The organism is Caballeronia glebae (assembly GCF_001545035.1).
GTDB lineage: Bacteria > Pseudomonadota > Gammaproteobacteria > Burkholderiales > Burkholderiaceae > Caballeronia > Caballeronia glebae.
Window position 1 is genome coordinate 146,839 of record NZ_FCOJ02000001.1, and the last position, 23,336, is coordinate 170,174.

Consider the following 23,336-nt stretch of genomic DNA (forward strand, 5'->3'; position numbering starts at 1 on the left):
GGCGAACGCTTACGCCGACAGCAGCGATCCCGTGCGATAAGCCTTCGCGCCCGCGATGCGCGCCACTTCGAGCCCGGCCGTCGCGAAGCGCGTGATGTGCCGCGCGTACATCACGCCCGAGGTCGTGCATTTGAGCGTGGTGACGACATCGGTGAGCGGATCGACGATATCGGCGATCGGCTCGCCCGCTTCGACGAACGCGCCCACTTGCGCGCGGAACACGAGCACGCCCGACGCCGGCGCGACGATCGGTTCAGCGCCCGCGAGCGGCGTCGCGGGATAGGCGAGCGGCGGCTGCTCAGGCACGGGCGCATCGATCACGCTGCGGTAGATCAGATAGTTGACGATCGCCTGCGCGTCTTTATCTGCGAGTTCGTAGGACACGTCGTGCTGGCTGCGCAATTCGACCGTCACCGAAATGCCGCCGTTCGGGATCGGGAAACGCTCGCCGTAGCGCTTGCGCAAATCCGACCAGCAAAAGCTGTGGATCTCGTCGAACGGATTGCCGACCGAATTCAGCGCGAGCAGCGACGCGCTCGCGTCGAGATAGCGTGCGAGCGGTTCGACTTCGTCCCAGATGTCCGGATTGGTGTAGAGATGCAGCGCGGCGTCGAGATCGCAGTGCAGATCGAGCACGACATCGGCGTCGAAGGAGAGCTTTTGCAGCGCGAGCCGTAGCGATTCGAGTTCGGTGCGCGGCGTCTGCTCGTCGAGCGCTTCTTTCATCGCGGCGCGCACGGCGAGCTTGTTCGCGCCGGCGTCGTTGCCGAGGCGCGCTTCGATGCCCGGGGCGATCAGCGCGGCGAGATCGTAGAAATTGCGGTTGAAGTTGTGGCCGCTATTGGTCTCGAAGCGGCCCATCAGCGTGCCGTGCAGATGCTGCGAAAGGCCGATCGGATTCGGCACCGGCACGATCACGACTTCGCCGCGCAACTTGCCCGCCGCTTCGAATTCGGCGAGCTGACGGCGCAGACGCCACGCGACGAGCATGCCGGGCAGTTCGTCCGCGTGCAGCGAGGACTGGACATAGATCTTCTGGCCGCCGCCGGGGCCGTAGTGAAAACTCGTGATGGTGCGGGAAGTGCCGAGCGTCGGCGAGATGAGCGTGTGAGTTCTGGTTTGCATAGTGGTCGCGCGCCTGAATGCGCGGGTCTTGCCTCTGGAATGTGCCGGCCGCCGCGGTGTCTCCGTCCGCGGCCGTCCTGTCGGACGTTCGATCTTAGCCGAAATCGACGCGACGGGAGCCCGAATGCCCGCGCGCGCCGCGTGTCCGAAAAGCAAACGGGCTCCGCGCCCTTGAGCGCGGAGCCCGTTCGTCAGCCGGTGCGGGCCGTGGCGAGCGGCTTAGCTGCCGTACACGTCGAACTCGAAGTACTTCTTTTCGAGCTTTTTGTAGGTGCCGTCCTTGATGATGTCGGCAATCGCCTTGTCGATCTTCGCCTTCAGATCGGTGTCTTCCTTGCGCAGACCGATGCCCGCGCCGTTGCCGAGCGTCTTCGGATCGTCGATAGCCTTGCCCGCGAAGTCGTAGCCCGCGCCGCGCGGCGTCTTCAGGAAGCCGATTTCAGCCTGCACCGCGTCTTGCAGCGCGGCGTCCAGACGGCCCGAGATCAGATCGGCGTAGACCTGGTCCTGGTTCTGGTACGGCGTCACCGTCACACCCTTCGGCGCCCAGTAGGTCTTCGCATAGGTTTCCTGGATCGTGCCTTGTTCGACGCCCACGTTCTTGCCTTTCAGTCCCTCCGCCGTCGGCAGGATGTTGCTGCCCTTTTTCGCGACGAGGCGCGTCGGCGTGTTGAAGAGCTTGCTGGAGAAAGCGATCTGTTCGGCGCGTTGCGGCGTCATCGACATCGACGAGAGCACGCCGTCGAACTTCTTCGCCTTGAGCGCGGGGATCATGCCGTCGAAGTCGTTTTCCACCCACACGCACTTCGCCTTCAGGCGGGCGCAGATTTCATTGCCGAGATCGATGTCGAAGCCGACCAGCTTGCCGTCGGAACCCTTCGATTCGAACGGGGGGTAGCTTGCGTCGACGCCGAAACGGATCGTCGAATAGTCCTTCGCGAGCGCCGGCGTGACGGCCGTGAGCGACGTGGCGGCGAGGAGGGAAATCGTCAGTGCCGCGAGCAGTTTCTTCACTGTTTTAACTCCAGAAGGTAGTCAGTTCCGCCCGGAAGGTCTCGTCCCGGGCGTCCGGCGCGTCGTTGCGCGCCGGAGCATGATATTCCGCGGATCGTGTCCGCTCAGAATCGGCAGAAGGTTACCAAGCCAAAATAGTTCGGGAGCTAGTAAAAGCCCCGATAGCGGGGCTTTAGAGCGTTTACTCGTGTTCGTGCGCGCGTCAGCGCTTCCTGAGCGGATGGTCCTTCAGGAACCACGACAGCCCGAACGCGATGAACGCGACGCACGCGGCGACGAGATAAACCGTGTGCATCGATCCCGCGAATGCGTGCAGATAGTCGTCGCGCAATGCGGACGGCAGGTGCGCGACCGTCTGCGGCCCGAGCGATTGCGGCAGTTCGGTGCCGGGCGCAACGAGCGCTTCGAGCCGCGAGCGCAAGCCGTTTGAAAAGATCGCGCCGAACGCGGCCACGCCGACCGAGCCGCCGATCGAACGAAACAGCGTCGCGCTGGAGGTCGCCACGCCCATCAACCGGAATTCGACGACGTTCTGCACCGCGAGCACGAGCACCTGCATCACCATGCCGAGCCCGAGTCCGAGCAGCGCCATATAGATGTTCATGATCGCGAGCGGCGTGTCGAGTTCGAGCGTCGAGAGCAGCAGCATCGCAGCGGCAACGCATGCCGTGCCCATGATCGGGAAAAAGCGATATTTGCCGATCCTGCTGATAATGCGCCCGCTCACGATCGACGACAGCAGCACGCCGCCCATCATCGGCGTGATCTGCAGGCCGGCCTGCGACGGTGTCGAGCCCTTCACGACCTGCAGATAGAGCGGCAGGAACGTCACCGCGCCGAACATCGCGCAACCGACGATGAAGCCGATCAGCCCCGCGAGCACGAAAGTGCGTTCCTTGAAGAGCGAGAGCGGCATGATCGGCTCGGCGGCGATGCGTTCTTCATAGACAAAGCCGCCGAGGCACACGAGCCCGAGCAAAAGCGTGCACCAGAGCTGCGGCGAACTCCACGGAAGGAGCGTGCCGCCTTCGCTCGTGAACAGGATGATGCAGGTGAGCGCCGCCGCGAGAAAGCCCGCGCCCATGTAGTCCACGCGATGATTCACGTGCGCGCTGTGCGGTTTGAACACGAGCTGGATCACGGCGAGCGCGATCAGGCCGAGCGGCAGGTTGATATAAAAGATCCAGCGCCACGACAGATGCTCGACGAGAAAACCGCCGACCAGCGGACCGACGACCGTCGCGAGGCCATAGACGCCGCCGAAGAGCCCCTGAAAGCGGCCGCGCTCGGCGGGCGGAATGACGTCGGCGATCGCGGCCATCGTGATGACCATGAGGCCGCCGCCGCCCAGACCTTGCAGGGCGCGCAACGCGATCAGTTGCGTCATGTTCTGCGCGACGCCGCAGAGGATCGAGCCGACGAGAAAGATCAGGATCGACGCCTGAAGTACGACCTTGCGGCCGAACTGATCGCCGAACTTGCCGTAGAGCGGCACGACGATCGTCGAACTGAGCAGATAGGATGTGACGACCCACGAGAGGTTTTCGAGCCCGCCGAGATCGCCGACGATGGTCGGCAGCGCGGTCGATACGATCGTCTGGTCGAGCGCGCCGAGCAGCATCACGAGCATGAGCGCCGTGAACAGCAGCCAGATGGGCGGCTTCGAAGCGAGGTCCGTTTCGTCGGACGCGTTCGCGCCCACGGCGGCGGTTTGATGCAAAGATGTCATTTCGATGGTCGGTTTAACGAATCCACGTGCGGGCGGGCGGCCCGGCGACTCAGACGGATTGTATTTAATTAACACGAAGATTAATATAGACGACGGAAGAATTTTCGTCAATTTCTTATGGCAAACGATGTGCTGAACACCGGCGCGAGCGAATCCCAAATTCCTGCGCCGCCGAAGAAACCCGGCCGCCGGCCCGGTCGGCCGAGCGGCGCGCACGGCGACCAGGCGCGTGCGCAACTGCTGGATCTCGCGCTCGAACTGTTCGCGCGGCAGGGAATCGGCGAGACCACGCTCGGCGCGATTGCGCGCGAGGCGGGCGTCACGCCGGCGATGGTTCACTACTACTTCAAGACACGCGATCAGTTGCTCGACATGCTCATCGACGAGCGTTTCGTGCCGTTGCGCGCCGAACTCGCACGCGTTTTCAATGATCCGCATTCCGAGCCGGTCGAGACGCTGCGCGCCTTCGTGGAGACACTCGTCACGACGGTGGAAAAGTATCCGTGGTTCGCGGCGCTGTGGGTGCGCGAGATGATCAGCGAGGGCGGGCTGCTGCGCCAGCGCATGGTCGAGCGCTTCGGCGACGCGCACAGGGATCGCGGTATCGAGCGCATCGCCGGCTGGCAGAAAGAAGGAAAGCTGAATGCGGCGCTGGAGCCGTCGCTCGTGTTCGCGTCGCTGTTTGGACTGACGGTGTTTCCGCTTGCGACGGTGCGCTGGCGCGGCGAAGGCGATCGGGCTCTCAGCGCGGAGCAGCTTGCGCGGCACGTCGTCGCGTTGTTGATGAACGGCATTCAACCTTGATCGATCGCGGCTAAAGCCAGCGCGGTTATCCACGCGGTTAAAATTCGTCCCTCGTTCGACCGCGCCGCGCCATCGAAGCTATCGAAGCTATCGAAGCAGCGCGGCGCAGCCCGCCTAAAGAGGAGACAACCTGATGGCAACACCTCGCGCCACGCCCGCAGCGGCGCTTCCCGTCACCGCCGGCGGCATTTCGGCCCGGCTCGATCGCCTGCCCGCGACGCGCTCCGTCTGGACGCTCATCGTCCTTCTGAGCCTCGGATTTTTCTTCGAGCTTTACGATCTTCTATATTCCGGCTATGTCGCGCCGGGTCTCGTGAAAAGCGGCATTCTCACGGCGACGACCACCGGTCTCTTCGGCATGACGGGCGTCGCGAGCTTCATCGCGTCGCTGTTCGCGGGGCTTTTCATCGGCACGATCGCCTGTGGTTTTCTCGCCGACCGCTTCGGACGGCGCGCGATCTTCACGTACTCGCTGCTGTGGTACACCGGCGCCAATCTCATCATGGCGTTCCAGGACACCGCCACGGGCCTGAACATCTGGCGCTTCATCGCGGGCGTGGGTATCGGCGTGGAACTCGTGACCATCGGCACGTATATCTCCGAGCTGGCCCCGAAGCGCATACGCGGGCGCGCGTTCGCGTGCGAGCAGGCGGTCGGCTTCATGGCGGTGCCGGTCGTCGCGTTCCTCGCGTATTTGCTGGTGCCGCGCGCCCCCTTCGGCATCGACGGCTGGCGCTGGGTCGTGATCGTCGGCGCGCACGGTGCGCTCTTCGTCTGGTGGATTCGCCGCACGCTGCCGGAAAGCCCGCGCTGGCTCGCGCAAAAAGGGCGGCTCGACGAAGCCGATCGCGTGCTGCGCGCACTCGAAGAAAGAGTCGCGCGCGAGTACGGCAAACCGCTGCCGCCGCCCGAGCCCGTCGTCGAAACGGCCGACCGGCGCGGCGCTTTCGCGGACATGTGGAAGCCGCCCTACGGCAAGCGCGCCGCGATGATGATCATCTTCAACGTGTTCCAGACCGTAGGCTTTTACGGCTTCGCGAACTGGGTGCCGACGCTGCTCGTGAAGCAGGGCATCACGGTGACGTCGAGCCTGATGTATTCGAGCATCATCGCGATCGCGGCGCCGCTCGGGCCGATCATCGGGCTCGCCATCGCCGACAGGATTGAGCGCAAGACGGCGATCGTCGCGATGGCGGCGGTCAATATCGTGTGTGGCCTCGCCTTCAGCCAGTCGGGCAACGCGGGGTTTCTGATCGCGATGGGCGTCGGCCTCACGCTCTCCGCGAACGTCATGTCGTACAGCTATCACGCGTATCAGACCGAGCTGTTCCCGACGAGCATCCGCGCGCGCGCCGTCGGTTTCGTGTATTCGTGGAGCCGTTTCTCGGCGATTTTCACGTCGTTCATCATCGCGGGCGTGTTGAAGGGTTTCGGGACGCCGGGCGTGTTCGTGTTCATTGCATCGGCGATGCTGGTCGTGATGGCGGCGATCGGCATCATGGGGCCGAGAACGCGCGATCTCGCGCTGGAGAAAATCTCGGGTTAAGCGAAAATGCGCGCGCTGCTGCGAGTTTGCGTCCTGTATGCCAAAATCCGCAGGACCTACCCAACCGGCGGCCGATATTCGAATATGTCCGACACGCTCAACCCGGTGGAAGCAGATCATGCGATGCGCAACTGGACGTACCGGTCGACGGGGAAAATTCCGATCGGTTCGGACCTGCACAAGCGCATGTTCTGCGAGATGCTGCTGACGACGCACAACCCGTACAAGCCGGCCGTCATCGAGTGGCCGAAGCTCGATCCGGCCGCGTTGAAGCGCGTGACCGCGCTGCCCATTTGGGATATCGCCGTGCAGACGGAAGGGCGCGCTTCGATCCGCGTCGCGACCTACGCGGGCACGGTCGACGATCCGCATCTGCGCGAAGCCTTGCGCATGAACGGCGGCGAGGAAGCGCGCCACAAGCTGGTGTTATCGAAGCTGGTCGAGGCCTATGGCATCGCGCTCGCGGCCGAGCCGCCGTATCCCGCTCCCGACGACGCGTTGCGCGCGTGGATGCTCACGGGCTACAGCGAGTGCATCGACAGTTTCTTCGCGTTCGGCCTCTTCGAGGCGGCGCGCCAGTCCGGATATTTCCCCGAAGCGCTCGTCGAAACCTTCGAGCCCGTCATTCAGGAAGAGGCGCGGCACATTCTGTTCTTCGCGAACTGGGTCGCATGGTATCGGCGCAGCCTGCCGTGGTATCGGAAACCGTGGTTTCTGGCGAAGATCGCGAGCGTGTGGTTTTCGCTGATTCGCGATCGAATCTCGCTCGCGCGCGGCTTCGACAAGAGCGGCGCGGCGCAGGACGCGAATTTCCCGGCGAATGTCGGCGATTCGGTCGCGGGCGATGTATCGGTTCGCTCGTTGATCGAACTATGTCTCACCGAAAACGATCGGCGCATGAGCGGTTATGACGCGCGCCTGCTTCGTCCGGCCACCGTGCCGAAACTGGCGCGTCTCGCGCTGCGCTTCATCAGGAAGTAGCCAGCGTTTATTCCGCCGGTTTCGATGCCGCGTCGAACCGGCGCGAGGCTTCCTCGACTTCCTGACGGAACTGCGCCAGCGCCGCCAGTTGCGCGTTCTGCGGCTGCAGCGCCGCCCACAACACTTCCACCAGTTCGTTCGCCGTCGTCTCGATCTGAGTCTGACTCAGGCGGCGCTTCGCGAGCGTCGCGTCCCACAGCACATGCTCCATCGGCCCGAAAACGAGCGAGCGCAACAGCCGCAGCGGCATGTCCGCGCGCACGTGGCCGAGCGCCTGGCCGCGCGCGAGCACGTTCATCAGCGGGGCGGTGTAGCGGCGTTGCAGTTCAGTCAGTGTGTCCGACAGGTCGTGCTGCTTGGTGCGGCCTTCCGACAGCACGAGCGCGCATAGCCCGGTGCCGTTCATCAGCATCAGCCGCATGTGCGTCCTGACGATGAACGCGAACTGCTGGCGCACGGTGCCGTCGCGCGGCAAGCCGGTCTCGAACGCATCGATGATTTCGTCGTACCAATCGGCGATGACGCGTGCGCACAACTCGCGCTTGCCGCTGAAATAGCTGAACACGGTCGCTTCCGAAATGCCCGCGCGCTGCGCGATCTCCGCGCTCGTCGCGGCGTCGTAACCTTTCTCGGCGAAGACATCGCGGCCCGCCTGCAGGATGTCCTTCACGCGCTGCTGCGATTTGATCCCGGCGGGCGCGCGGCGGCCGGTGGCGGTGGTTTGCGTGGACATTGGCGGGAAACGAGGGGAAATAAATGTGAGCGTAGCTCAAAAATCTATTGACGGCTAGGCGATTTGAGCGTGAAATTGCCCCATCCCGTGGTTTGCCGTCCTGTGTGAGTAAAACTCAAATTTCAGGACGCACCGAAAACATCGCATCTGGAGGAGACGACCCATGAGCAACGTACCCGGCCTGAATTTCGCGTTGGGCGAAGACATCGACATGTTGCGCGACTCGCTCGCCAATTTCGCGGCGAAGGAAATCGCGCCGCGCGCGGGCGAAATCGATCACAGCGACCAGTTCCCGATGGACCTGTGGAAGAAGTTCGGCGATCTCGGCGTGCTCGGCATGACCGTCTCCGAGGAATACGGCGGCGCGAACATGGGCTACACGGCGCACATGGTCGCGATGGAGGAAATCTCGCGGGCGTCGGCGTCGGTCGGATTGTCTTACGGCGCGCATTCGAATCTCTGCGTGAACCAGATCCATCGCAACGGCACGGAAGCGCAGAAGCAAAAGTATCTGCCGAAGCTCGTGTCCGGCGAGCATATCGGCGCGCTTGCGATGAGCGAGCCGAACGCCGGCTCCGACGTCGTCAGCATGAAGCTGCGCGCCGAGGAAAAGGGCGACCATTACGTGCTCAACGGCACGAAGATGTGGATCACCAACGGCCCGGATTGCGACACGCTCGTCGTGTACGCGAAGACGGACATCGAAGCCGGCCCGCGCGGCATCACGGCGTTCATCGTCGAGAAGGGCATGAAGGGCTTTTCGGTCGCGCAGAAGCTCGACAAGCTCGGCATGCGCGGCTCGCATACCGGCGAACTCGTGTTCGAGAACGTCGAAGTGCCGAAGGAAAATATCCTCGGGCAACTGAACGGCGGCACGAGAGTGTTGATGAGCGGCCTCGACTACGAGCGCGCGGTGCTCGCGGGCGGCCCGACCGGCATCATGCTCGCGTGCATGGACGCGGTCGTGCCGTATATCCACGACCGCAAGCAGTTCGGTCAGGCGATCGGCGAGTTCCAGCTCATTCAGGGCAAGGTCGCCGACATGTACTCGACCTTGCAGGCGTGCCGCGCGTATCTCTATGCGGTCGGCCGTCAGCTCGACACGCTCGGCTCCGGTCACGTGCGCCAGGTGCGCAAGGACTGCGCGGGCGTGATTCTCTACACCGCGGAAAAGGCCACGTGGATGGCCGGCGAAGCGATTCAGGTGCTCGGCGGCAACGGCTATATCAACGAATATCCGGTGGGCCGTCTGTGGCGCGACGCGAAGCTCTATGAAATCGGCGCGGGCACGAGCGAGATTCGCCGCATGCTGATCGGCCGCGAATTGTTCGCAGAGACGGCTTGAGGCGCGCGTCATGACGATCATCGAATCGAAACTGAATCCGCGCGGCGAGGAATTTCGCACGAACACGGCCGCGCTCGAAGCGCTCGTCGCGGACCTCAAAGAGAAGATCGCGAAGATCGCGGAAGGCGGCGGACAGGCGGCGCGCGACAAGCACGTATCGCGCAACAAGCTGCTGCCGCGCGATCGCATCGCGCAACTGCTCGATCCGGGCACGCCTTTTCTCGAACTGTCGCAGCTTGCCGCGTATGGCATGTACAACGACGATGCGCCGGGCGCGGGCATCATCACGGGCATCGGGCGCATTGCGGGGCAGGAGTGCGTCGTCGTGTGCAACGACGCGACCGTGAAGGGCGGCACGTACTATCCCGTCACCGTGAAGAAGCACTTGCGCGCGCAGGAAATCGCCGAGGAGAACCGCCTGCCGTGCGTGTATCTCGTCGATTCAGGCGGCGCGAATCTGCCCAATCAGGACGACGTGTTCCCCGATCGCGATCACTTCGGCCGCATCTTCTACAACCAGGCGAACATGTCGGCGCAAGGCATCGCGCAGATCGCCGTGGTGATGGGTTCGTGCACCGCCGGCGGCGCGTATGTGCCCGCAATGAGCGATGAATCGATCATCGTCAAGAATCAGGGGACGATCTTTCTGGGCGGTCCGCCGCTCGTCAAAGCCGCGACCGGCGAGGAAGTCAGCGCCGAAGATCTCGGTGGCGGCGACGTGCACACGCGGCTTTCGGGCGTCGTCGATCATCTCGCGCAAAACGATGCGCATGCGCTCGGCATCGCGCGCAGCATCGTCGGCAATCTGAACCGCGTGAAGACGCCTTCGGTCGCATTGAAAGAGCCGCTGCCGCCGCGTCATGACGCGCGCAGCATTTACGGCGTGATTCCCGTCGATACGCGCAAGCCCTTCGACGTGCGCGAAGTGATCGCGCGCATCGTCGACGATTCCGCGTTCGACGAGTTCAAGGCGCGCTACGGCACGACGCTCGTCTGCGGCTTCGCGCATATCTGGGGGCATCCGGTCGGCATCGTCGCGAACAACGGCATTCTGTTTTCCGAATCCGCATTGAAGGGCGCGCATTTCATCGAGCTGTGTGCGCAGCGCAAGATTCCGCTCGTGTTCCTGCAGAACATCACGGGCTTCATGGTGGGGCGCAAGTACGAGAACGAAGGCATCGCGCGCAACGGCGCGAAGATGGTGACGGCGGTCGCCACGGCGAAGGTGCCGAAGTTCACGGTGATCATCGGCGGTTCGTTCGGCGCGGGCAATTACGGCATGTGCGGCCGCGCGTATTCGCCGCGTTTCCTGTGGATGTGGCCGAACGCGCGCATCTCGGTGATGGGCGGCGAGCAGGCCGCGTCCGTGCTTGCGACCGTGCGGCGCGACGGCATCGAGAAGAAGGGCGGCACGTGGTCGAAGGAGGAAGAAGAAGCGTTCAAGACGCCGATCCGCGATCAGTACGAGGTGCAGGGGCATCCGTACTACGCGAGCGCGCGCCTGTGGGACGACGGCGTGATCGATCCCGCGCAAACGCGCGACGTGCTCGGTCTCGGCCTCGCCGCGACGATGAACGCACCTATCGAAGACACGCGCTTCGGCGTATTCCGGATGTGATGCCATGTTCAACAAAATACTGATTGCGAACCGCGGCGAGATCGCGTGCCGCGTCGCGGCGACGGCGAAGCGCCTGAACGTCGGCAGCGTCGCCGTGTATTCCGACGCCGATGCCAAAGCCAAGCATGTCGATGTCTGCGACGAAGCGGTGCACGTCGGCGGATCGGCTGCGTCGGAGAGTTATCTGCGTATCGGGCGCATCGTCGAGGCGGCGAAGAAGACCGGCGCGCAGGCGATTCATCCGGGCTACGGTTTTCTTTCGGAGAACGAAGAGTTCGCCAACGCATGCGAGAAGGCCGGGCTCGTTTTCATCGGGCCGCCCGTCGAGGCGATCAGCGCGATGGGTTCCAAAGCCGCCGCGAAAGCGCTCATGCAATCCGCATCGGTGCCGCTCGTGCCGGGCTATCACGGCGACGATCAGGACCCTTCGCTGCTTCAGCGCGAAGCGGACCGCATCGGCTATCCGGTGCTGCTCAAAGCCAGCGCGGGCGGCGGCGGCAAGGGCATGCGCGTCGTGGAAAAGAGCGAGGATTTTGCGGCGGCGCTCGCGTCGTGCAAGCGCGAGGCGGCGTCGAGCTTCGGCAACGATCGCGTGCTGATCGAAAAGTATCTGCTGCGCCCGCGTCACGTCGAAGTGCAGGTGTTCGCGGACAAGCACGGCAATGCGGTCTATCTCTTCGATCGCGATTGTTCCGTGCAGCGCCGCCATCAAAAGGTTTTGGAAGAAGCGCCCGCGCCGGGCCTCGACGATGAAACCCGCCGCGCGATGGGCGAGGCCGCGGTCGCGGCAGCGCGCGCGGTGAACTACGTCGGCGCGGGCACGGTCGAGTTCATCATGACGCAGGACGGCCAGTTCTACTTCATGGAGATGAACACGCGCCTGCAGGTCGAACATCCGGTGACGGAGATGGTCACGGGACTCGATCTCGTCGAATGGCAACTGCGCGTGGCCGCCGGCGAACCGCTGCCGCTCAAGCAGGACGAACTGAAGGTGCACGGCCACGCGATCGAGGCGCGCATCTATGCGGAGAACCCGGCGCGCGGCTTCCTGCCGTCGACGGGCACGCTCAAGCACGTGCGCATGCCGCACGCGGTGGAATTTTCGATCGACGGCGACGTGCGCGTCGACAGCGGCGTGCGTCAGGGCGACGCGATCACGCCGTTCTACGATCCGATGATCGCGAAGCTGATCGTGCATGGCCGGGATCGTCGCGATGCGCTCGCTCGCATGGCGCGCGCGCTGGCGGAATGCGAGATCGTCGGGCTGTCGACGAACGTCGAGTTCCTGCAGCGCATCGTGAAGAGCGAGCCGTTCTCGTCGGGCGATCTCGACACGGGGCTGATCGAGCGTCATCACGATGCGCTCTTCGCGCCCACGCACGTCTCACGCAAGAAGGCGCTCGCGCTCGCGTGCGCGGCGCTGCTCACGCGCGAGGGCGGCGAGGCGCATGGCCACTCGCCGTGGGATGCGTTGTCGCACTGGCGCATGGCGGGCGGCTATAGCCAGGACCTGAACTGGCGCGCGCTCGACACCGATGAAACGCTGAAGGTCGTGTTCACGAAGAACGGCGAGAAGCGCCTGCGTCTCGATGACGACAGCGCGCGCTTCGACTGGTCGCATAGCGGCGAGACTTCGTTCGCGGTCCAACTCGACGATGCGCTGATCAAGGGCCACGTCTTCACCGACGGCGACGTCTTCCACGTTTTCCACGAAGGCGCGGCGTTCCAGTTCGAATGGCAGAACCTGATGGCTCACGCGGGCGATGTCGAGCACGAAGGCCGTCTCACCGCGCCGATGCCCGGCAAGGTAATCGCGGTGCTCGTCGAAACGGGCGCATCGGTTACGAAGGGCGCGCCGCTGATGGTGATGGAAGCAATGAAGATGGAGCACACGATCGTGGCTCCGGCCACGGGCAAGATCGGCGAGATTCTGTTCGAAGTCGGCGATCAGGTCGCCGACGGCTCGCAATTGCTCGTGCTGGAGGTCGAGCAGGCCGCTAGCGCTTGACCTTGGCGGGCGCGCCGAGCAGCGTCTCTTCGCTCTCGGCGCGCACGAGAATTTCCACGCGGCGGTTCAGTGCGCGCCCTTCGCGCGTATCGTTCGTCGAGATCGGCCGCAGATACGCGAGCCCCTTCGTCGTGATGCGTTGGGCGGGCACGCCGCGCGCGATCAGCGCTTGCGCGACGGAATCGGCGCGCGCCGCCGACAGCGCCTGGTTATAAGTGAGCGAGCCTTCGTTGTCGGTGTGGCCTTCGATAAGCACGGGCCGCATGCTGCGCTTCAGCACTTGCGCCGCGCGATCGAGCATCGGCGAATCGCTGCGGCGAAGGGTCGATTCGTCGGTCGCGAAGAGCGGCGCTTCGGGCAGCCGCATCTCCACGCCTCCACTGACCGGCAACATGGCGATGCCGTATTGCGCGTTCAGTTGATCTTCCTTCGACCGATTGAGGCCGCTGGAACATCCTGCGAGCAGCGCGAGCGACACGCATGCTCCAACCGTTGACCGCGAAGCTTTTGCCTTCATTGCATATTTCCTGCGCCGATATCGAACCTGGATTATAGGGAGCGCGAAACGTTCATTATGTAAATATCGTTGATTTGCCGCTCGCGTCGAGTGGAATGATTCGTGCGTGATTACAATGCTGGCGGGCATTTCATGTTTCGCCCGTCATCGAATACCACGAACAGAGCCCGATCACTCATGCCCATTCAGCCGCGCAACGACTCCACCCCGGACGCATCCGAGCGCACGCGCAAGATGCAGCGCACCGCTTCCGCCGTGCTCTATGCCGTGCTCGTGCTGGTCGCGCTTTATACGGCGCGCACGTTCATTCCGGCGGTCGTATGGGCGAGCGTGATCGCGATTGCGCTTTGGCCGGCGTTCGGCTGGCTCGAACGGCGATCGATGTTCAAGCGCCATCACAATCTGCTCGCGGTTGCGCTGACGGCGGCGATCGGCCTGCTATTCGTCGTGCCGTTTTTCATCGTCGCGGCGCAGACGGTGAACGAAGCGCGCGACATGCTCCATTGGTTCCACGAGGTGCTGCGTACCGGCATTCCGATGCCCGCGTTCGTCGAGCATCTGCCGATGGGATCGCAACAGGTTGCGCGCTGGTGGCAAGAGAATCTGTCGACGCCGCTCGAAGCGTCGCCCGCGGTAAAGAACCTGCACAGCGGGACGGTCGTCGCGATGACGCGGCACTTCGGCGGGCGTGTGGTGCACGGTATGGTCATCTTCGGCTTCATGCTGATGACGCTCTTCTTCGTGTTTCTCGCGGGCTCGAAACTCGGTCAGCAACTGCTCGCGGGTTCGCGCCGCGCGTTCGGCCCGGACGGCGCCGCGATCGTGCGGCGCATGGCCGAATCGGTGCGCAGCACGGTGGTGGGGCTCGTCGTCGTCGGACTGGGCGAGGGCGCGCTGCTCGGCGTCGCCTATGCGGTGACGGGCGTGCCGCACGCCACGCTGCTCGGCATGCTGACCGCCGTCGCGGCCATGCTGCCGTTCTGCGCGCCGATCGTCTTTCTCGGCGCGGCGCTATGGCTGCTCGCGCAAGGCTCGATGATCGCGGCGGCGTGCGTCGCCGGGTTCGGGATGATCGTGGTGTTCATCGCGGAGCATTTCGTGCGGCCGGTGCTAATCGGCGGATCGACGCGACTGCCGTTTCTGCTCGTGCTGTTCGGCATTCTGGGCGGGGCGGAGACGTTCGGGCTGATCGGCCTTTTCATCGGCCCGGCGCTGATGACGATTCTCGTCGTGCTGTGGACGGATTACGTGGACAAGCGCAGTTAGCGCTTACGGCGTGTGCATCGCGCTTACGCGGGCGAGCACGATCGAACTCCGCTCAGCCGCGTTCCTGCACGCACACCCACGGCGACAGAACCACCGCCCACAATTGCGGATCGCGCGCGGCGACATCGGCGGCGGTCTCGACCTGCATGCGTTCGATCAGACCACCGGAAAGCCATTGCGCGACCTGTTGCTTGTCGTCGTTGGCCACGGCTTCCGCGACGCTCACGAGATCGAGATCGCGCTTCACCCAGATGAGCTTGCCTTGCGCAAAAAAGCGCTCCAGTTCGGACCAGCCGATTTGGGCGGTTTCCGCGAGGAGCTTGACGTAGAGCGGGCTTGGCGTGAGAGCGTCGGACATGGAAAAAGCGAAGAAAACGAAAGGCGTCCGACACTATAACGCAGTGCCGGACGCCATCGTTTCAAACAACTGCTGCGAGAAACTTTACAGGTCGAAGAAAACCGTCTCGTTCGGGCCGCGCAGATGGATGTCGAAGCGATAGATCGTGCCCGACGAACCCGGCTTGGCCGATGCGCCTGCTTCGCGCTTCGCGATCAGCGTATGACGGCGCTCTGAAGAAACGCTTTGCAGCACGGTGTCCTTCGCGTTGGCTTCGGTTTCGTCCTCGAAATAGATGCGCGTGTAGGTATGCAGCAGCATGCCGCGCATCAGTACGATGACGTCGAGATGCGGCGCCGAATCGTCGGCGGTGGCGCCCGGTTTCACCGTATCGAAGATGAAGCGCAACTTCGGGTCCGTGCCGGTGCCGCAGCGCGCGAAGCCGCGAAAGCCCGACTCGCGCGCTTCCTGCGCGCTCTGCACGTAGCGGCCGTTCGCATCGGCCTGGGCGATTTCGATCAGCGCGTCGTTGACGGGCTTGCCTTCGGCGTCGAACACATTGCCGACGATGGCGACATGCTCGCCCGGCACTTCACGATCCGCAGCCGATGCGGTAAAGAGGCTCTTCAGATCGAAGTTGTACTGCTCGGGAACCAGGCCGTAAGCGAAGTACGGTCCGACGGTCTGCGAAGGGGTCTGTTTCAGCGTGGTCATGTTCGGTTACTCCGTCGGCGTTTGGTCCGGGCCGCGCAGCACGATGTTGAATTCGTAGCCGAGCGCGTAGTTTTCCTGCGTCGTGTCGATCGAGAAGGACGAAACGAGACGCTTTCTCGCGTGCTCGGGAATGCCCTGGTAGATCGGATCGAGATCGAGCAGCGGATCGCCGGGGAAATACATCTGCGTGACGAGACGCGAGCCGAAGTATTCGCCGAAGAGCGAGAAGTGGATGTGCTGCGGACGCCACGCGTTCGGATGATTCCCCCACGGATACGCGCCCGGCTTGATCGTCATGAAGCGATAGCGGCCTTCCTCGTCGGTCAGGCAGCGGCCCGCGCCGAGAAAGTTCGGATCGAGCGGCGCGTCGTGCTGGTCGGCCTTGTGCACGTAGCGGCCCGCGGCGTTCGCCTGCCACACTTCCACGAGCGTGTTGCGCACCGGACGGCCGCCTTCGTCGACCACGCGGCCCGTCACGATGATGCGCTCGCCGAGCGGTTCGCCGTTCTTCGCGGCGTTGCGGGTGAGGTCGTTGTCGAGCACGCCCAGATCTTCAGCACCGTAGACCGGCACGCGGCGGTTGCGCAGATTTTCCTTCAGCGGAACGAGCGGCAAGCCCGGGCTGCGCAGAATCGACGACCGGTAGCCCGGTGACAGATACGCGGGATGGGATTCCCAGTCACGCGGTGTGAGGATGGGGGATGTCATGTCGACTGTCTCCTGTATTTGTGGAAGTTGAATAGGATATTTCTGACGGCTACTTTATAGAACGACCGAAGTTATGGAAAATGATGTTTTGTGCCATCTTGCATAACGGATCGTCATGGATTCAGACTTCACCAATACCCGCGTCAAGTTCCGGCATCTGCAGTGTTTTCTGGCCGTCACGCAATTCGGCAGCGTGCAGCGCGCCGCCGATAGTCTGTCGATCACGCAGCCCGCGGTTTCCAAAACGATCGGCGAGCTCGAATCCATTCTAGGCGTGCGGCTGTTCGAGCGTGGGCGGCGCGGCGCGGTGCCCACGCGTGAGGGGCGCCTTTTTGCGCCGCACGCGAGCGCGTGCGTTGCGTCCCTGCGCGAGGGCGTCGACATGCTGCTGCGCGAACGCGGCGACATGCCGGGGTCCATTGCAATCGGCATTCTGCCGACGGTCGCGCCGGTGCTCCTGTCGCCCGCGCTGATTTCGTTCCGGCAGCAGTGGCCGGCGGTGTCGCTGTCCGTCTGGACGGATTCCAACGCGCTCCTGCTGCAGAAGCTGAAGGCGGGCGACGTCGATCTCGTCGTCGGACGGCTGTCCGAGCCGGAAGCGATGCACGGGCTGTCGTTCGAGCAGATCTATCGCGAGCCGCTCGCGGTGGTCGTGCGCCGCGAGCATCCGCTTACGCTTGAGACGCCGCTCACGCCCGCGCTGCTCGCGCGCTTCGTGATCGTCGTGCCGCCGTTTGGCACGCTGATCCGCCAATCGGCTGAAAGCGTGTTGACCGCGTTCGGCGCGCATGCGTTGACGGCGCTCGTCGAAACCTTGTCGGTGTCGCTCGGGCGCTCGCTCGCGATGAACAACGACGCCGTGTGGTTCGTGCCGGCCGGTGCGGTCGAGCAGGACATCGGGCTCGGACTGCTCAGCGCGCTGCCGATGCCGTTCGCGGGCACCGACGAGCCCATCGGCCTGATCCGTCGCAACGACGCCGCGCGCACGCCGGTCGAGGAGACGCTCGTGGACGCGCTGCGCGAGGCGGGCCGCTCGCGCGCCCGGGCCAAATGACCGCTCAATGCGAGCGGCGCGCAAGTTGCTGAAGCAGCATTTACCGCGCATATTTGGCGCGAACGAAATACTATGACAAAAAGCTTCAGATACGCGGTGACTGCAACCAACGCCGAGGGCGGCAGTCACATCCGGGGCCGTCCGCAGCCTTTGTCGTGGACGTCTCCCCGCACACACGCGCCGCACTCGAACATGTTCGCAAGATGAAGACAGTACTGCTCGTCGACGACGACCGCGCCACCATCGAAGCCTGGACCCTCTGCATGCAAGGCGAGGATTGCAATGTTCTATGCGCGTTCGACGGCAACGGAGCGTTATCGATACTCGGCGAACAGAGAGTGGACATCGTCGTATCGGACTGGATGATGCCCGGCCTGGGCGGCGCGCTCCTTTGCCAGACGATGAAGAACGACGCGGCGCTCGCGCACATTCCTTTCCTCATGATTTCGGGGCATCCGAATCCGCCGGCGTTCGTCAGCTACGACGGCTATTTGCGCAAGCCCGTCGACATGGGAACGCTGATCGCCGCGGTGAACCGCCTGTGCGCGGCCAAAAGGCGGCCGCCTTTTTGATCGCCGCCTACCGCAACACGGCGAGCGCCTCGTCCATCTGCGACTGCGCGAGGCGGTTCAACTCCTGCGGAACCTGACATTCGAGCGGCAGGCAAGGCGTGACGATCACGCGGATGTGCCCGCCGCGATCCGGCCAGCCTTTCGCCGGCCAGACCTTGCCCGCGTCGTGCACGACGGGCACGACCGGCACTTTCGTTGCGCACGCGAGACGCACGCCGCCCGACGCCAGCTTGAGCGGCGCATCGTGCGCGACGCGCGTGCCTTCCGGAAAAATCACGACCGAATCGCCTTTTTTCAGCCGGTCGGCGCATTCACGCGTGACGGCGGCGTGCGCCTGACGGATCGAGCCGCGATCGAGGCTCACCATGTCGAGTCCGCGCAGCACCCAGCCGAAAAACGGAACGTTCATGAGTTCGTGTTTGAACACGAAGCTGATGCGCCGGGGAAACAGCGCCATGAACGAGAGCGTTTCCCAGGTCGATTCGTGGCGCGACAGGATGATGCACGGCCCGTCAGGCAGATGCTCCAGTCCTTCGACCGAGCACGTGACGCCGGTGATCACGCGCATCATCGCGACCATCGCGCGGCACCAGAGCCTCGCGAGCCGGTAACGCCCGTTGCGGCCGACGAACGGAAACAGCGGCAGGATCAGGGTCGACCAGACAATGCCGCTGCCGAGCACATAGGTTGCAAATAGCCACTTGACGAGGGTGCGTCGCATCGGGAATAGCAGGATGACGGGTAGGGGACGAACGGCGGGAATCCGCAAGCATAGCGTATCGGCCGAAACGCGCCGGGACGGCATCGCGCGTCATGCGGCGTCATCGAACCGATGCAACAATGGAGCCCGGTGAAACACAGCAAGGACGATGCGCAATGGAAAACCAATCGCCGGTGCAATTCGACGAAGGCATGCTTGACGTGGGCGAAGGTCACTCGATTTACTGGCGCGCGCAAGGCCCGCGCGACGCGCCCGTGATGCTCGTCGTGCACGGCGGTCCCGGCGGCGCGATGAACATCAAATGGGCCGAGGTGCTCGAACAGGACGAATGGCGTGTCGTGTTCTTCGATCAGCGCGGCTGCGGCAAGTCCACGCCGTTCGGCAAGCTGGAGTCGAACGGCATTGCTGCGCTCGTCCACGACATGGAGAAGCTGCGCGTCGCGTTGCAGATCGAGCAATGGGCGATTTTCGGCGGCTCGTGGGGCACGACGCTCGGGCTCGCGTATGGCGTGGCGCATCCGGAGCGCTGCACGGGCTTTCTGCTGCGCGGCATTTTCCTTGCGCGGCGCGAGGACATCGACTGGTTCCTGTGGGACGTGCGGCGCGTGTTCCCCGAGGCGCATCGGGCCTTTCTCGACGCGATCGAGGCGGCGTGCGGCAAGCGTCCCGCGAACGCGCAGGACATACTGCGGATGACCGAAGCGCCGCTCGCACGCTTCGACGAGGCCGGGACGCGGCTCGCGCGCGCATGGACGCAGTACGAGACGACGCTTTCCGTCGTCAACAAGCCCGAGAAGGAACCGGCCGAGGAAGAGAAACGTCCGAGCGCCGAAGCCAACGCGGCGGCGATTTCCATGGCGCTGCTCGAACGTCACTACATGGCGAACGAATTGCCGCCGACGCCGCTGTTGCCGCTCATCGAGCGCATCGCGCATCTGCCTTGTTGGATCGTGCACGGCCGCTTCGACATGGTGTGTCCGCCCGATCAGGCGCTCGATCTCGCGGCGCGCTGGCCGGGCGCGGACCTGGCCGTCGTGAACGCAGCGGGGCACTGGACTTTCGAGCCGGGCAATCTCGCGGCATTGCGCGCGGGCGCGGCGGCGCTCGCCAAGGCGATCGCGCAGACGAAGCGCGCGAGCGCCTGACGCTCAGAAAATCGCGGGCGTCGCTTCCGTGAGCCGGCGCCAGTCGAGATCTGCGCCGATCACGACTGGCTTCGCGGCGCGCTGCGTCGCGATCGTGAGCGTCACGCACAAGGACGTGCCCGTCACCGAAAGATACGGCGCGCTCGTGATCACTTGCTGCGGCTTCGCGTGGGCATCGACGAAATACGGGCGATTGTCCCAGCGCCCGGTCGAAGGATCGGCGATCGGCGCGAACCGCTCGGTCGGCGCTTTCGCGGCCGCGCCCGCCAGTCCAGGCATGAACTCGCGGCCGCCCTGATCGAGGAAGAAACAACTGAGCGTGGACGGCTGCGCGAGCAGGTCGGCGCAGGCGGCTTCGGTCGTCGCGCCCGACGCGAAGCGCCGCGCCGCCTGCGTGAGACCCGCGCGATAGGGCAGCAGAAGCAGGTCGCCCGAGAGGCGCTCGGTGCGGCGCATCTGCGCGAGCGTGTTGAACACGCTTTCGAATAGCGGCGTGGCCGCGCCGCGCTCGGCGAGTTGCGCCGATGGCATGCCGAGTAGATAACCCTGCACGAAATCGACGTTCGAGCGCGCGGCAAGCATCAGATCCTCGTTCGTCTCGATGCCTTCGGCGACCACGAACATGCCCGACTCGTGCAGCAGATCGACGAGCTTCGGCAACAGCGCGTCGCGCATGTGGGCGCTTTTCGCGCGCACGAGACTGCGATCGAGCTTGACGATGTCCGGCCGCAGCGTGAGCAGCCGGTCGATGTTGGAATGCCCCGCGCCGAAATCGTCCACCGCGACGAGAAAGCCCTGCGCGCGAAAAGCACGCGTCGCGCGCGCGATTTCGGCGACGTCCGTGCCGCCGGATTCGAGCACTTCGATCACCACTTGCTCGGGCGCGAGACCGGATTCGCGCGTCGCCGAAGCGAGCCGCGCGGCATAGCCGGGATCGGTAAAAGTCGCGGGATTGATATTGACGAAGAGCCAGTGCGCGGCCGGCAGCATGGGCGCGGCATTGTGCAGATGCGTGAGATGGCTCATCCGGTCGAGCTCGGTCAGCTTACCCGCGACGATCGCGCGCCCGAAGAGATCGAACGGCCCGACGAGCGTGCCGTCGCATGCTTCGCCGCGCAACAGCGCCTCGTAGCCCACTTCGCGTTGATGCGGCAGGCTGTAGATCGGTTGCAGATGCGTGCGCAGCCTGATGCCGTCGACGACCTCCGTGTGTCCGGTCGGCACGTTCAGGCGCGCTCGCGCGACGTCCGCGGCGCGGCACTCGCAGACGGCATACGGGAAGCGAGCGCCGGCGGACGAACGCGCAAAGGAGCAGTCAGGTCGATGAACGGCACGGCAGTCACGCATTTCGGTGGGGATGAGCCCAATATCGGCCGATCGTGCGCAAACTTGAGCGCGAAGTCGTCTATCCGTCGAGAGGGCTTCGGCCGCCTTCCGGTTTGCCGCCGACGCCCGCGCGACCTATCTTTGTTGGTGCGATGCTACGATCCGCCTGCAACTTAAGCCGGGCAGCGCCCGTCGAAAGTCGCAACGAACCCCTAGAGAGAGATATGGCGCAACAGAAAACCAATCCCAAACTCGAGCAGGCGCTGACGCGCGGCGATCTCGCGATCCGCCAGGCCAACTCGGGCCGCGCCACCGCAGTGCTGCGCGCCCTCGGAAAGATGATCGTCGAGGCGTCGGCGACGATCGGCGTCGAGGCGCACGTCGTCATTCACGACGGGGACAAAATCTACGATCCCGCCGATGGCGTGTGGCCCCAGCAATTACTCGTGTCGCTCGATGGCCCGGTCGAAGATAACGATCCCGACGAGATTCGCACCATCACGCTGCTCGCCGATACGCCCGCGACGATTTTCCGCTGCGAATGGCAACGCGCCGACGGCAATATCGGGCGGCAGGAAGGCCGTCCGCTCGCGATGGTCGCGTTCATTACCGACGTGGATATCCCCTGGCTCGACGACGAAGACTGATTTTCTAATTCGTTTTAGCGGTTTTCATACTGTCGACATGATTATGTCGTGATAAGCGGGCCTCCTTTGAAAGGACGCCCGCTTTTTAATTTGGCCTCTCCCGCCCGCCTCGAATCCCAATCTTTGCGCTTTGGCCGTTTCGCACATTCTGCGAAGAAAAAATGTAAGCAAACGTTACCGAACCCCTTTTTTTAAGTGTTTTCCAGCGTTTACGCGATGATCCGCGACTGTTCGGCGAACGCTATTCTCCTGATTGCCTCTCGCGTCGAGCGATGGCTGCTTACCCTCGTTCTTTCACCCTGATCGGGCTCGCATATTCCTGGACGGCATATGCATATTCGTTTGCGGCGACTGCCGGCGATTGGCTACCTGCCAATTAGAAGCTTTCTTCCACTGAATTAGCCTGAAAGTTGCTGAGAAACAGTGGCAAGCGCGCACCTCGTTATTTGACTTCGTGAGAGGCTCGATTCGCCCGTGTAAGGAACCCACCAATAAACGTCCTCAACACGCGGCACTTTCCAATCGCCAAGAAAAAATGGGGTTTACAAATGGAACGTCTGAACCTTGCCAACAATGCCGCCGCTAACCAAACCGAATCGGCGGTTCGCCCGACTCTCACGGTCGTCCCCGCACTTCAGAAAACGGAGCGCATGCCGTTTACTATTCGTATCGTCCAAGACGATGGCGGATTGCAGAAAGCCGTGAGCATCAGACGTTCGGCCTACGGGCGGCATCTGCCCGAATTCGCCGAAAAGATGACGATCGAGCAGTCGGATCGCGATCGCGGCTCGGCCGTGCTGTTGGCGGAATCGAAGCTGGACGGCGCGCCGCTCGGCACCATGCGCATTCAGACCAATGCGTATGGTCCGCTCGCCGTCGAGCAGTCGGTGCGTCTGCCCGAGAATCTGGCGACCGGCCGCCTCGCGGAAGCGACGCGTCTGGGCGTCGCGGGCGGCATGGTTGGACGAGTAGTGAAGGTGGCGTTGTGCAAGGCGCTCTGGATGTTCTGCGAATTGCACGAGATCGATTACATGGTGATCACGGCGCGCACGCCGTTGGATCGGGAGTACGAGGCGATGCTGTTCAAGGATGTTTTCGGCGTCAACGAATTCCTGCCGATGTCGCACGTGGGCGGCCTGCCGCATCGCGTGCTCGCGAAAGATGTCGCCGCGGCGCGTCAGCGTTGGGAAGAAGCGCGTCATCCGCTCTTCAATTACATGGTGCACACGCATCATCCCGACATCGATTTGCATTCTGTAGATTTATCTTTTGACTGGGAACCGGTACGATGCCCTGACGCTCCGTTGATGGCTTACGGCAGGTGAAAAGCGCACGATCGTATTCAAGAAGGTAATAGCGAATAACCGGACCAGGGAGCGGTCCGGTTGGCCAAAAAAGCGGCGGCGCGCGGAGGTCTTCGAGTTCC

At 63.8% G+C, this 23,336-nt stretch carries 22 protein-coding genes; 12 read left to right on the forward strand and 10 right to left on the reverse strand.

The features are described 5' to 3' along the window. Positions 1-9 precede the first annotated feature (9 nt). From AWB82_RS00675 to AWB82_RS00685, 3 genes are all read right to left on the reverse strand, one after another. Positions 10-1,125 carry a succinylglutamate desuccinylase/aspartoacylase family protein gene (locus AWB82_RS00675; protein ID WP_086964793.1) on the reverse strand — a complete coding sequence of 372 codons (1,116 nt, stop codon included), beginning with the start codon at positions 1,123-1,125 and terminating at the stop codon, positions 10-12. Positions 1,126-1,344: 219 nt separating this feature from the next. Continuing rightward, on the reverse strand, positions 1,345-2,139 hold the full coding sequence (locus tag AWB82_RS00680) for an ABC transporter substrate-binding protein (protein WP_086964795.1): 795 nt from the start codon (positions 2,137-2,139) through the stop codon (positions 1,345-1,347). A 202-nt stretch (positions 2,140-2,341) separates the two neighbouring features. Continuing rightward, entirely contained in the window at positions 2,342-3,868 is a 1,527-nt protein-coding gene (locus AWB82_RS00685) for an MDR family MFS transporter (protein WP_200818011.1), read from the reverse strand. A 129-nt stretch (positions 3,869-3,997) separates the two neighbouring features. On the opposite strand from AWB82_RS00685, the gene AWB82_RS00690 reads away from it, so the two are divergent. The 3 genes from AWB82_RS00690 to AWB82_RS00700 all read left to right on the forward strand — a co-directional run bounded on the left by AWB82_RS00690 (position 3,998) and on the right by AWB82_RS00700 (position 7,199). Further along, the gene (locus AWB82_RS00690) at positions 3,998-4,672 is read left to right on the forward strand and encodes a TetR/AcrR family transcriptional regulator (protein ID WP_235023116.1); all 675 of its coding nucleotides are present in this window, start codon (positions 3,998-4,000) and stop codon (positions 4,670-4,672) included. Between the two features lie 133 nt (positions 4,673-4,805). Next, a complete protein-coding gene (locus tag AWB82_RS00695) occupies positions 4,806-6,218 on the forward strand; it encodes an MFS transporter (protein WP_086964799.1) in 1,413 nt (470 codons plus the stop codon). A gap of 84 nt (positions 6,219-6,302) precedes the next feature. Further along, positions 6,303-7,199 carry a ferritin-like domain-containing protein gene (locus AWB82_RS00700; RefSeq protein ID WP_086964801.1) on the forward strand — a complete coding sequence of 299 codons (897 nt, stop codon included), beginning with the start codon at positions 6,303-6,305 and terminating at the stop codon, positions 7,197-7,199. A 7-nt stretch (positions 7,200-7,206) separates the two neighbouring features. On the opposite strand, the gene AWB82_RS00705 is transcribed toward AWB82_RS00700, so the two are convergent. Beyond that, complete coding sequence (locus AWB82_RS00705; RefSeq protein ID WP_086964803.1) at positions 7,207-7,932, reverse strand: TetR/AcrR family transcriptional regulator; 726 nt, start codon at positions 7,930-7,932, stop codon at positions 7,207-7,209. Between the two features lie 163 nt (positions 7,933-8,095). Between AWB82_RS00705 and AWB82_RS00710 the strand changes: the two genes are divergently transcribed. The 3 genes from AWB82_RS00710 to AWB82_RS00720 are packed head-to-tail and all read left to right on the forward strand — an operon-like array spanning position 8,096 to position 12,903. Then, on the forward strand, positions 8,096-9,277 hold the full coding sequence (locus AWB82_RS00710; RefSeq protein ID WP_086964805.1) for an isovaleryl-CoA dehydrogenase: 1,182 nt from the start codon (positions 8,096-8,098) through the stop codon (positions 9,275-9,277). A 10-nt stretch (positions 9,278-9,287) separates the two neighbouring features. Then, positions 9,288-10,895, forward strand: a complete 1,608-nt coding sequence (locus AWB82_RS00715; protein ID WP_086964807.1) for a carboxyl transferase domain-containing protein — start codon at positions 9,288-9,290, stop codon at positions 10,893-10,895. 4 nt (positions 10,896-10,899) lie between these two features. Beyond that, positions 10,900-12,903: an acetyl/propionyl/methylcrotonyl-CoA carboxylase subunit alpha gene (locus AWB82_RS00720; RefSeq protein WP_086964809.1), complete on the forward strand. Its 2,004-nt coding sequence runs from the start codon at positions 10,900-10,902 to the stop codon at positions 12,901-12,903. On the opposite strand, the gene AWB82_RS00725 is transcribed toward AWB82_RS00720, so the two are convergent. Further along, the gene (locus AWB82_RS00725; RefSeq protein WP_086964811.1) at positions 12,893-13,420 is read right to left on the reverse strand and encodes an OmpA family protein; all 528 of its coding nucleotides are present in this window, start codon (positions 13,418-13,420) and stop codon (positions 12,893-12,895) included. The two genes, AWB82_RS00720 and AWB82_RS00725, sit on opposite strands and share 11 nt — an antisense overlap. Positions 13,421-13,597: 177 nt before the next feature. On the opposite strand from AWB82_RS00725, the gene AWB82_RS00730 reads away from it, so the two are divergent. After that, the gene (locus AWB82_RS00730; RefSeq protein ID WP_086964813.1) at positions 13,598-14,686 is read left to right on the forward strand and encodes an AI-2E family transporter; all 1,089 of its coding nucleotides are present in this window, start codon (positions 13,598-13,600) and stop codon (positions 14,684-14,686) included. Positions 14,687-14,738: 52 nt separating this feature from the next. Here the strand turns inward: AWB82_RS00730 and AWB82_RS00735 are convergent, their stop codons facing one another. The 3 genes from AWB82_RS00735 to pcaH form a co-directional block, all read right to left on the reverse strand. Further along, the gene (locus AWB82_RS00735; RefSeq protein ID WP_086964815.1) at positions 14,739-15,044 is read right to left on the reverse strand and encodes a DUF2288 domain-containing protein; all 306 of its coding nucleotides are present in this window, start codon (positions 15,042-15,044) and stop codon (positions 14,739-14,741) included. Positions 15,045-15,128: 84 nt separating this feature from the next. Continuing rightward, positions 15,129-15,737: a protocatechuate 3,4-dioxygenase subunit alpha gene (gene pcaG / locus AWB82_RS00740; protein WP_086964816.1), complete on the reverse strand. Its 609-nt coding sequence runs from the start codon at positions 15,735-15,737 to the stop codon at positions 15,129-15,131. Between the two features lie 6 nt (positions 15,738-15,743). Further along, the gene (gene pcaH / locus AWB82_RS00745) at positions 15,744-16,445 is read right to left on the reverse strand and encodes a protocatechuate 3,4-dioxygenase subunit beta (RefSeq protein ID WP_086964818.1); all 702 of its coding nucleotides are present in this window, start codon (positions 16,443-16,445) and stop codon (positions 15,744-15,746) included. A 115-nt stretch (positions 16,446-16,560) separates the two neighbouring features. Here pcaH and pcaQ point away from each other — a divergent pair, with 115 nt between their 5' ends. Continuing rightward, complete coding sequence (gene pcaQ, locus AWB82_RS00750) at positions 16,561-17,499, forward strand: pca operon transcription factor PcaQ (RefSeq protein WP_086964820.1); 939 nt, start codon at positions 16,561-16,563, stop codon at positions 17,497-17,499. Between the two features lie 203 nt (positions 17,500-17,702). Further along, positions 17,703-18,071, forward strand: a complete 369-nt coding sequence (locus AWB82_RS00755; protein ID WP_235023117.1) for a response regulator transcription factor — start codon at positions 17,703-17,705, stop codon at positions 18,069-18,071. Between the two features lie 7 nt (positions 18,072-18,078). Here AWB82_RS00755 and AWB82_RS00760 read toward each other — a convergent pair whose 3' ends face one another. Next, positions 18,079-18,792: a lysophospholipid acyltransferase family protein gene (locus AWB82_RS00760; RefSeq protein WP_086964824.1), complete on the reverse strand. Its 714-nt coding sequence runs from the start codon at positions 18,790-18,792 to the stop codon at positions 18,079-18,081. 155 nt (positions 18,793-18,947) lie between these two features. On the opposite strand from AWB82_RS00760, the gene pip reads away from it, so the two are divergent. Then, the gene (gene pip / locus AWB82_RS00765; RefSeq protein ID WP_086964826.1) at positions 18,948-19,937 is read left to right on the forward strand and encodes a prolyl aminopeptidase; all 990 of its coding nucleotides are present in this window, start codon (positions 18,948-18,950) and stop codon (positions 19,935-19,937) included. 3 nt (positions 19,938-19,940) lie between these two features. Here the strand turns inward: pip and AWB82_RS00770 are convergent, their stop codons facing one another. After that, positions 19,941-21,161: an EAL domain-containing protein gene (locus AWB82_RS00770; RefSeq protein WP_086965174.1), complete on the reverse strand. Its 1,221-nt coding sequence runs from the start codon at positions 21,159-21,161 to the stop codon at positions 19,941-19,943. A 326-nt stretch (positions 21,162-21,487) separates the two neighbouring features. Between AWB82_RS00770 and AWB82_RS37870 the strand changes: the two genes are divergently transcribed. Together AWB82_RS37870 and AWB82_RS00780 are read left to right on the forward strand one after the other, a co-directional pair. Then, entirely contained in the window at positions 21,488-21,910 is a 423-nt protein-coding gene (locus tag AWB82_RS37870) for a hypothetical protein (RefSeq protein ID WP_086964828.1), read from the forward strand. Between the two features lie 650 nt (positions 21,911-22,560). Beyond that, entirely contained in the window at positions 22,561-23,235 is a 675-nt protein-coding gene (locus tag AWB82_RS00780; protein WP_235023118.1) for an N-acyl amino acid synthase FeeM domain-containing protein, read from the forward strand. The last annotated feature ends 101 nt before the right edge of the window (positions 23,236-23,336 follow it).

Coding starts and splice junctions, on each gene's coding strand:
- AWB82_RS00675 (WP_086964793.1), bottom strand. CDS start 1,125: ATGCAAACCAGAACTCACACGCTCATCTCGCCGACGCTCGGCACTTCC.
- pcaH (WP_086964818.1), bottom strand. CDS start 16,445: ATGACATCCCCCATCCTCACACCGCGTGACTGGGAATCCCATCCCGCG.
- AWB82_RS00700 (WP_086964801.1), top strand. CDS start 6,303: ATGTCCGACACGCTCAACCCGGTGGAAGCAGATCATGCGATGCGCAAC.
- AWB82_RS00780 (WP_235023118.1), top strand. CDS start 22,561: ATGCCGTTTACTATTCGTATCGTCCAAGACGATGGCGGATTGCAGAAA.
- AWB82_RS00710 (WP_086964805.1), top strand. CDS start 8,096: ATGAGCAACGTACCCGGCCTGAATTTCGCGTTGGGCGAAGACATCGAC.
- AWB82_RS00685 (WP_200818011.1), bottom strand. CDS start 3,868: ATGACATCTTTGCATCAAACCGCCGCCGTGGGCGCGAACGCGTCCGAC.
- pcaG (WP_086964816.1), bottom strand. CDS start 15,737: ATGACCACGCTGAAACAGACCCCTTCGCAGACCGTCGGACCGTACTTC.
- AWB82_RS00760 (WP_086964824.1), bottom strand. CDS start 18,792: ATGCGACGCACCCTCGTCAAGTGGCTATTTGCAACCTATGTGCTCGGC.
- pip (WP_086964826.1), top strand. CDS start 18,948: ATGGAAAACCAATCGCCGGTGCAATTCGACGAAGGCATGCTTGACGTG.
- AWB82_RS00725 (WP_086964811.1), bottom strand. CDS start 13,420: ATGAAGGCAAAAGCTTCGCGGTCAACGGTTGGAGCATGCGTGTCGCTC.
- AWB82_RS00695 (WP_086964799.1), top strand. CDS start 4,806: ATGGCAACACCTCGCGCCACGCCCGCAGCGGCGCTTCCCGTCACCGCC.
- AWB82_RS00720 (WP_086964809.1), top strand. CDS start 10,900: ATGTTCAACAAAATACTGATTGCGAACCGCGGCGAGATCGCGTGCCGC.
- AWB82_RS00715 (WP_086964807.1), top strand. CDS start 9,288: ATGACGATCATCGAATCGAAACTGAATCCGCGCGGCGAGGAATTTCGC.
- AWB82_RS00735 (WP_086964815.1), bottom strand. CDS start 15,044: ATGTCCGACGCTCTCACGCCAAGCCCGCTCTACGTCAAGCTCCTCGCG.
- AWB82_RS00705 (WP_086964803.1), bottom strand. CDS start 7,932: ATGTCCACGCAAACCACCGCCACCGGCCGCCGCGCGCCCGCCGGGATC.
- AWB82_RS00755 (WP_235023117.1), top strand. CDS start 17,703: ATGAAGACAGTACTGCTCGTCGACGACGACCGCGCCACCATCGAAGCC.
- AWB82_RS00730 (WP_086964813.1), top strand. CDS start 13,598: ATGCCCATTCAGCCGCGCAACGACTCCACCCCGGACGCATCCGAGCGC.
- AWB82_RS37870 (WP_086964828.1), top strand. CDS start 21,488: ATGGCGCAACAGAAAACCAATCCCAAACTCGAGCAGGCGCTGACGCGC.
- pcaQ (WP_086964820.1), top strand. CDS start 16,561: ATGGATTCAGACTTCACCAATACCCGCGTCAAGTTCCGGCATCTGCAG.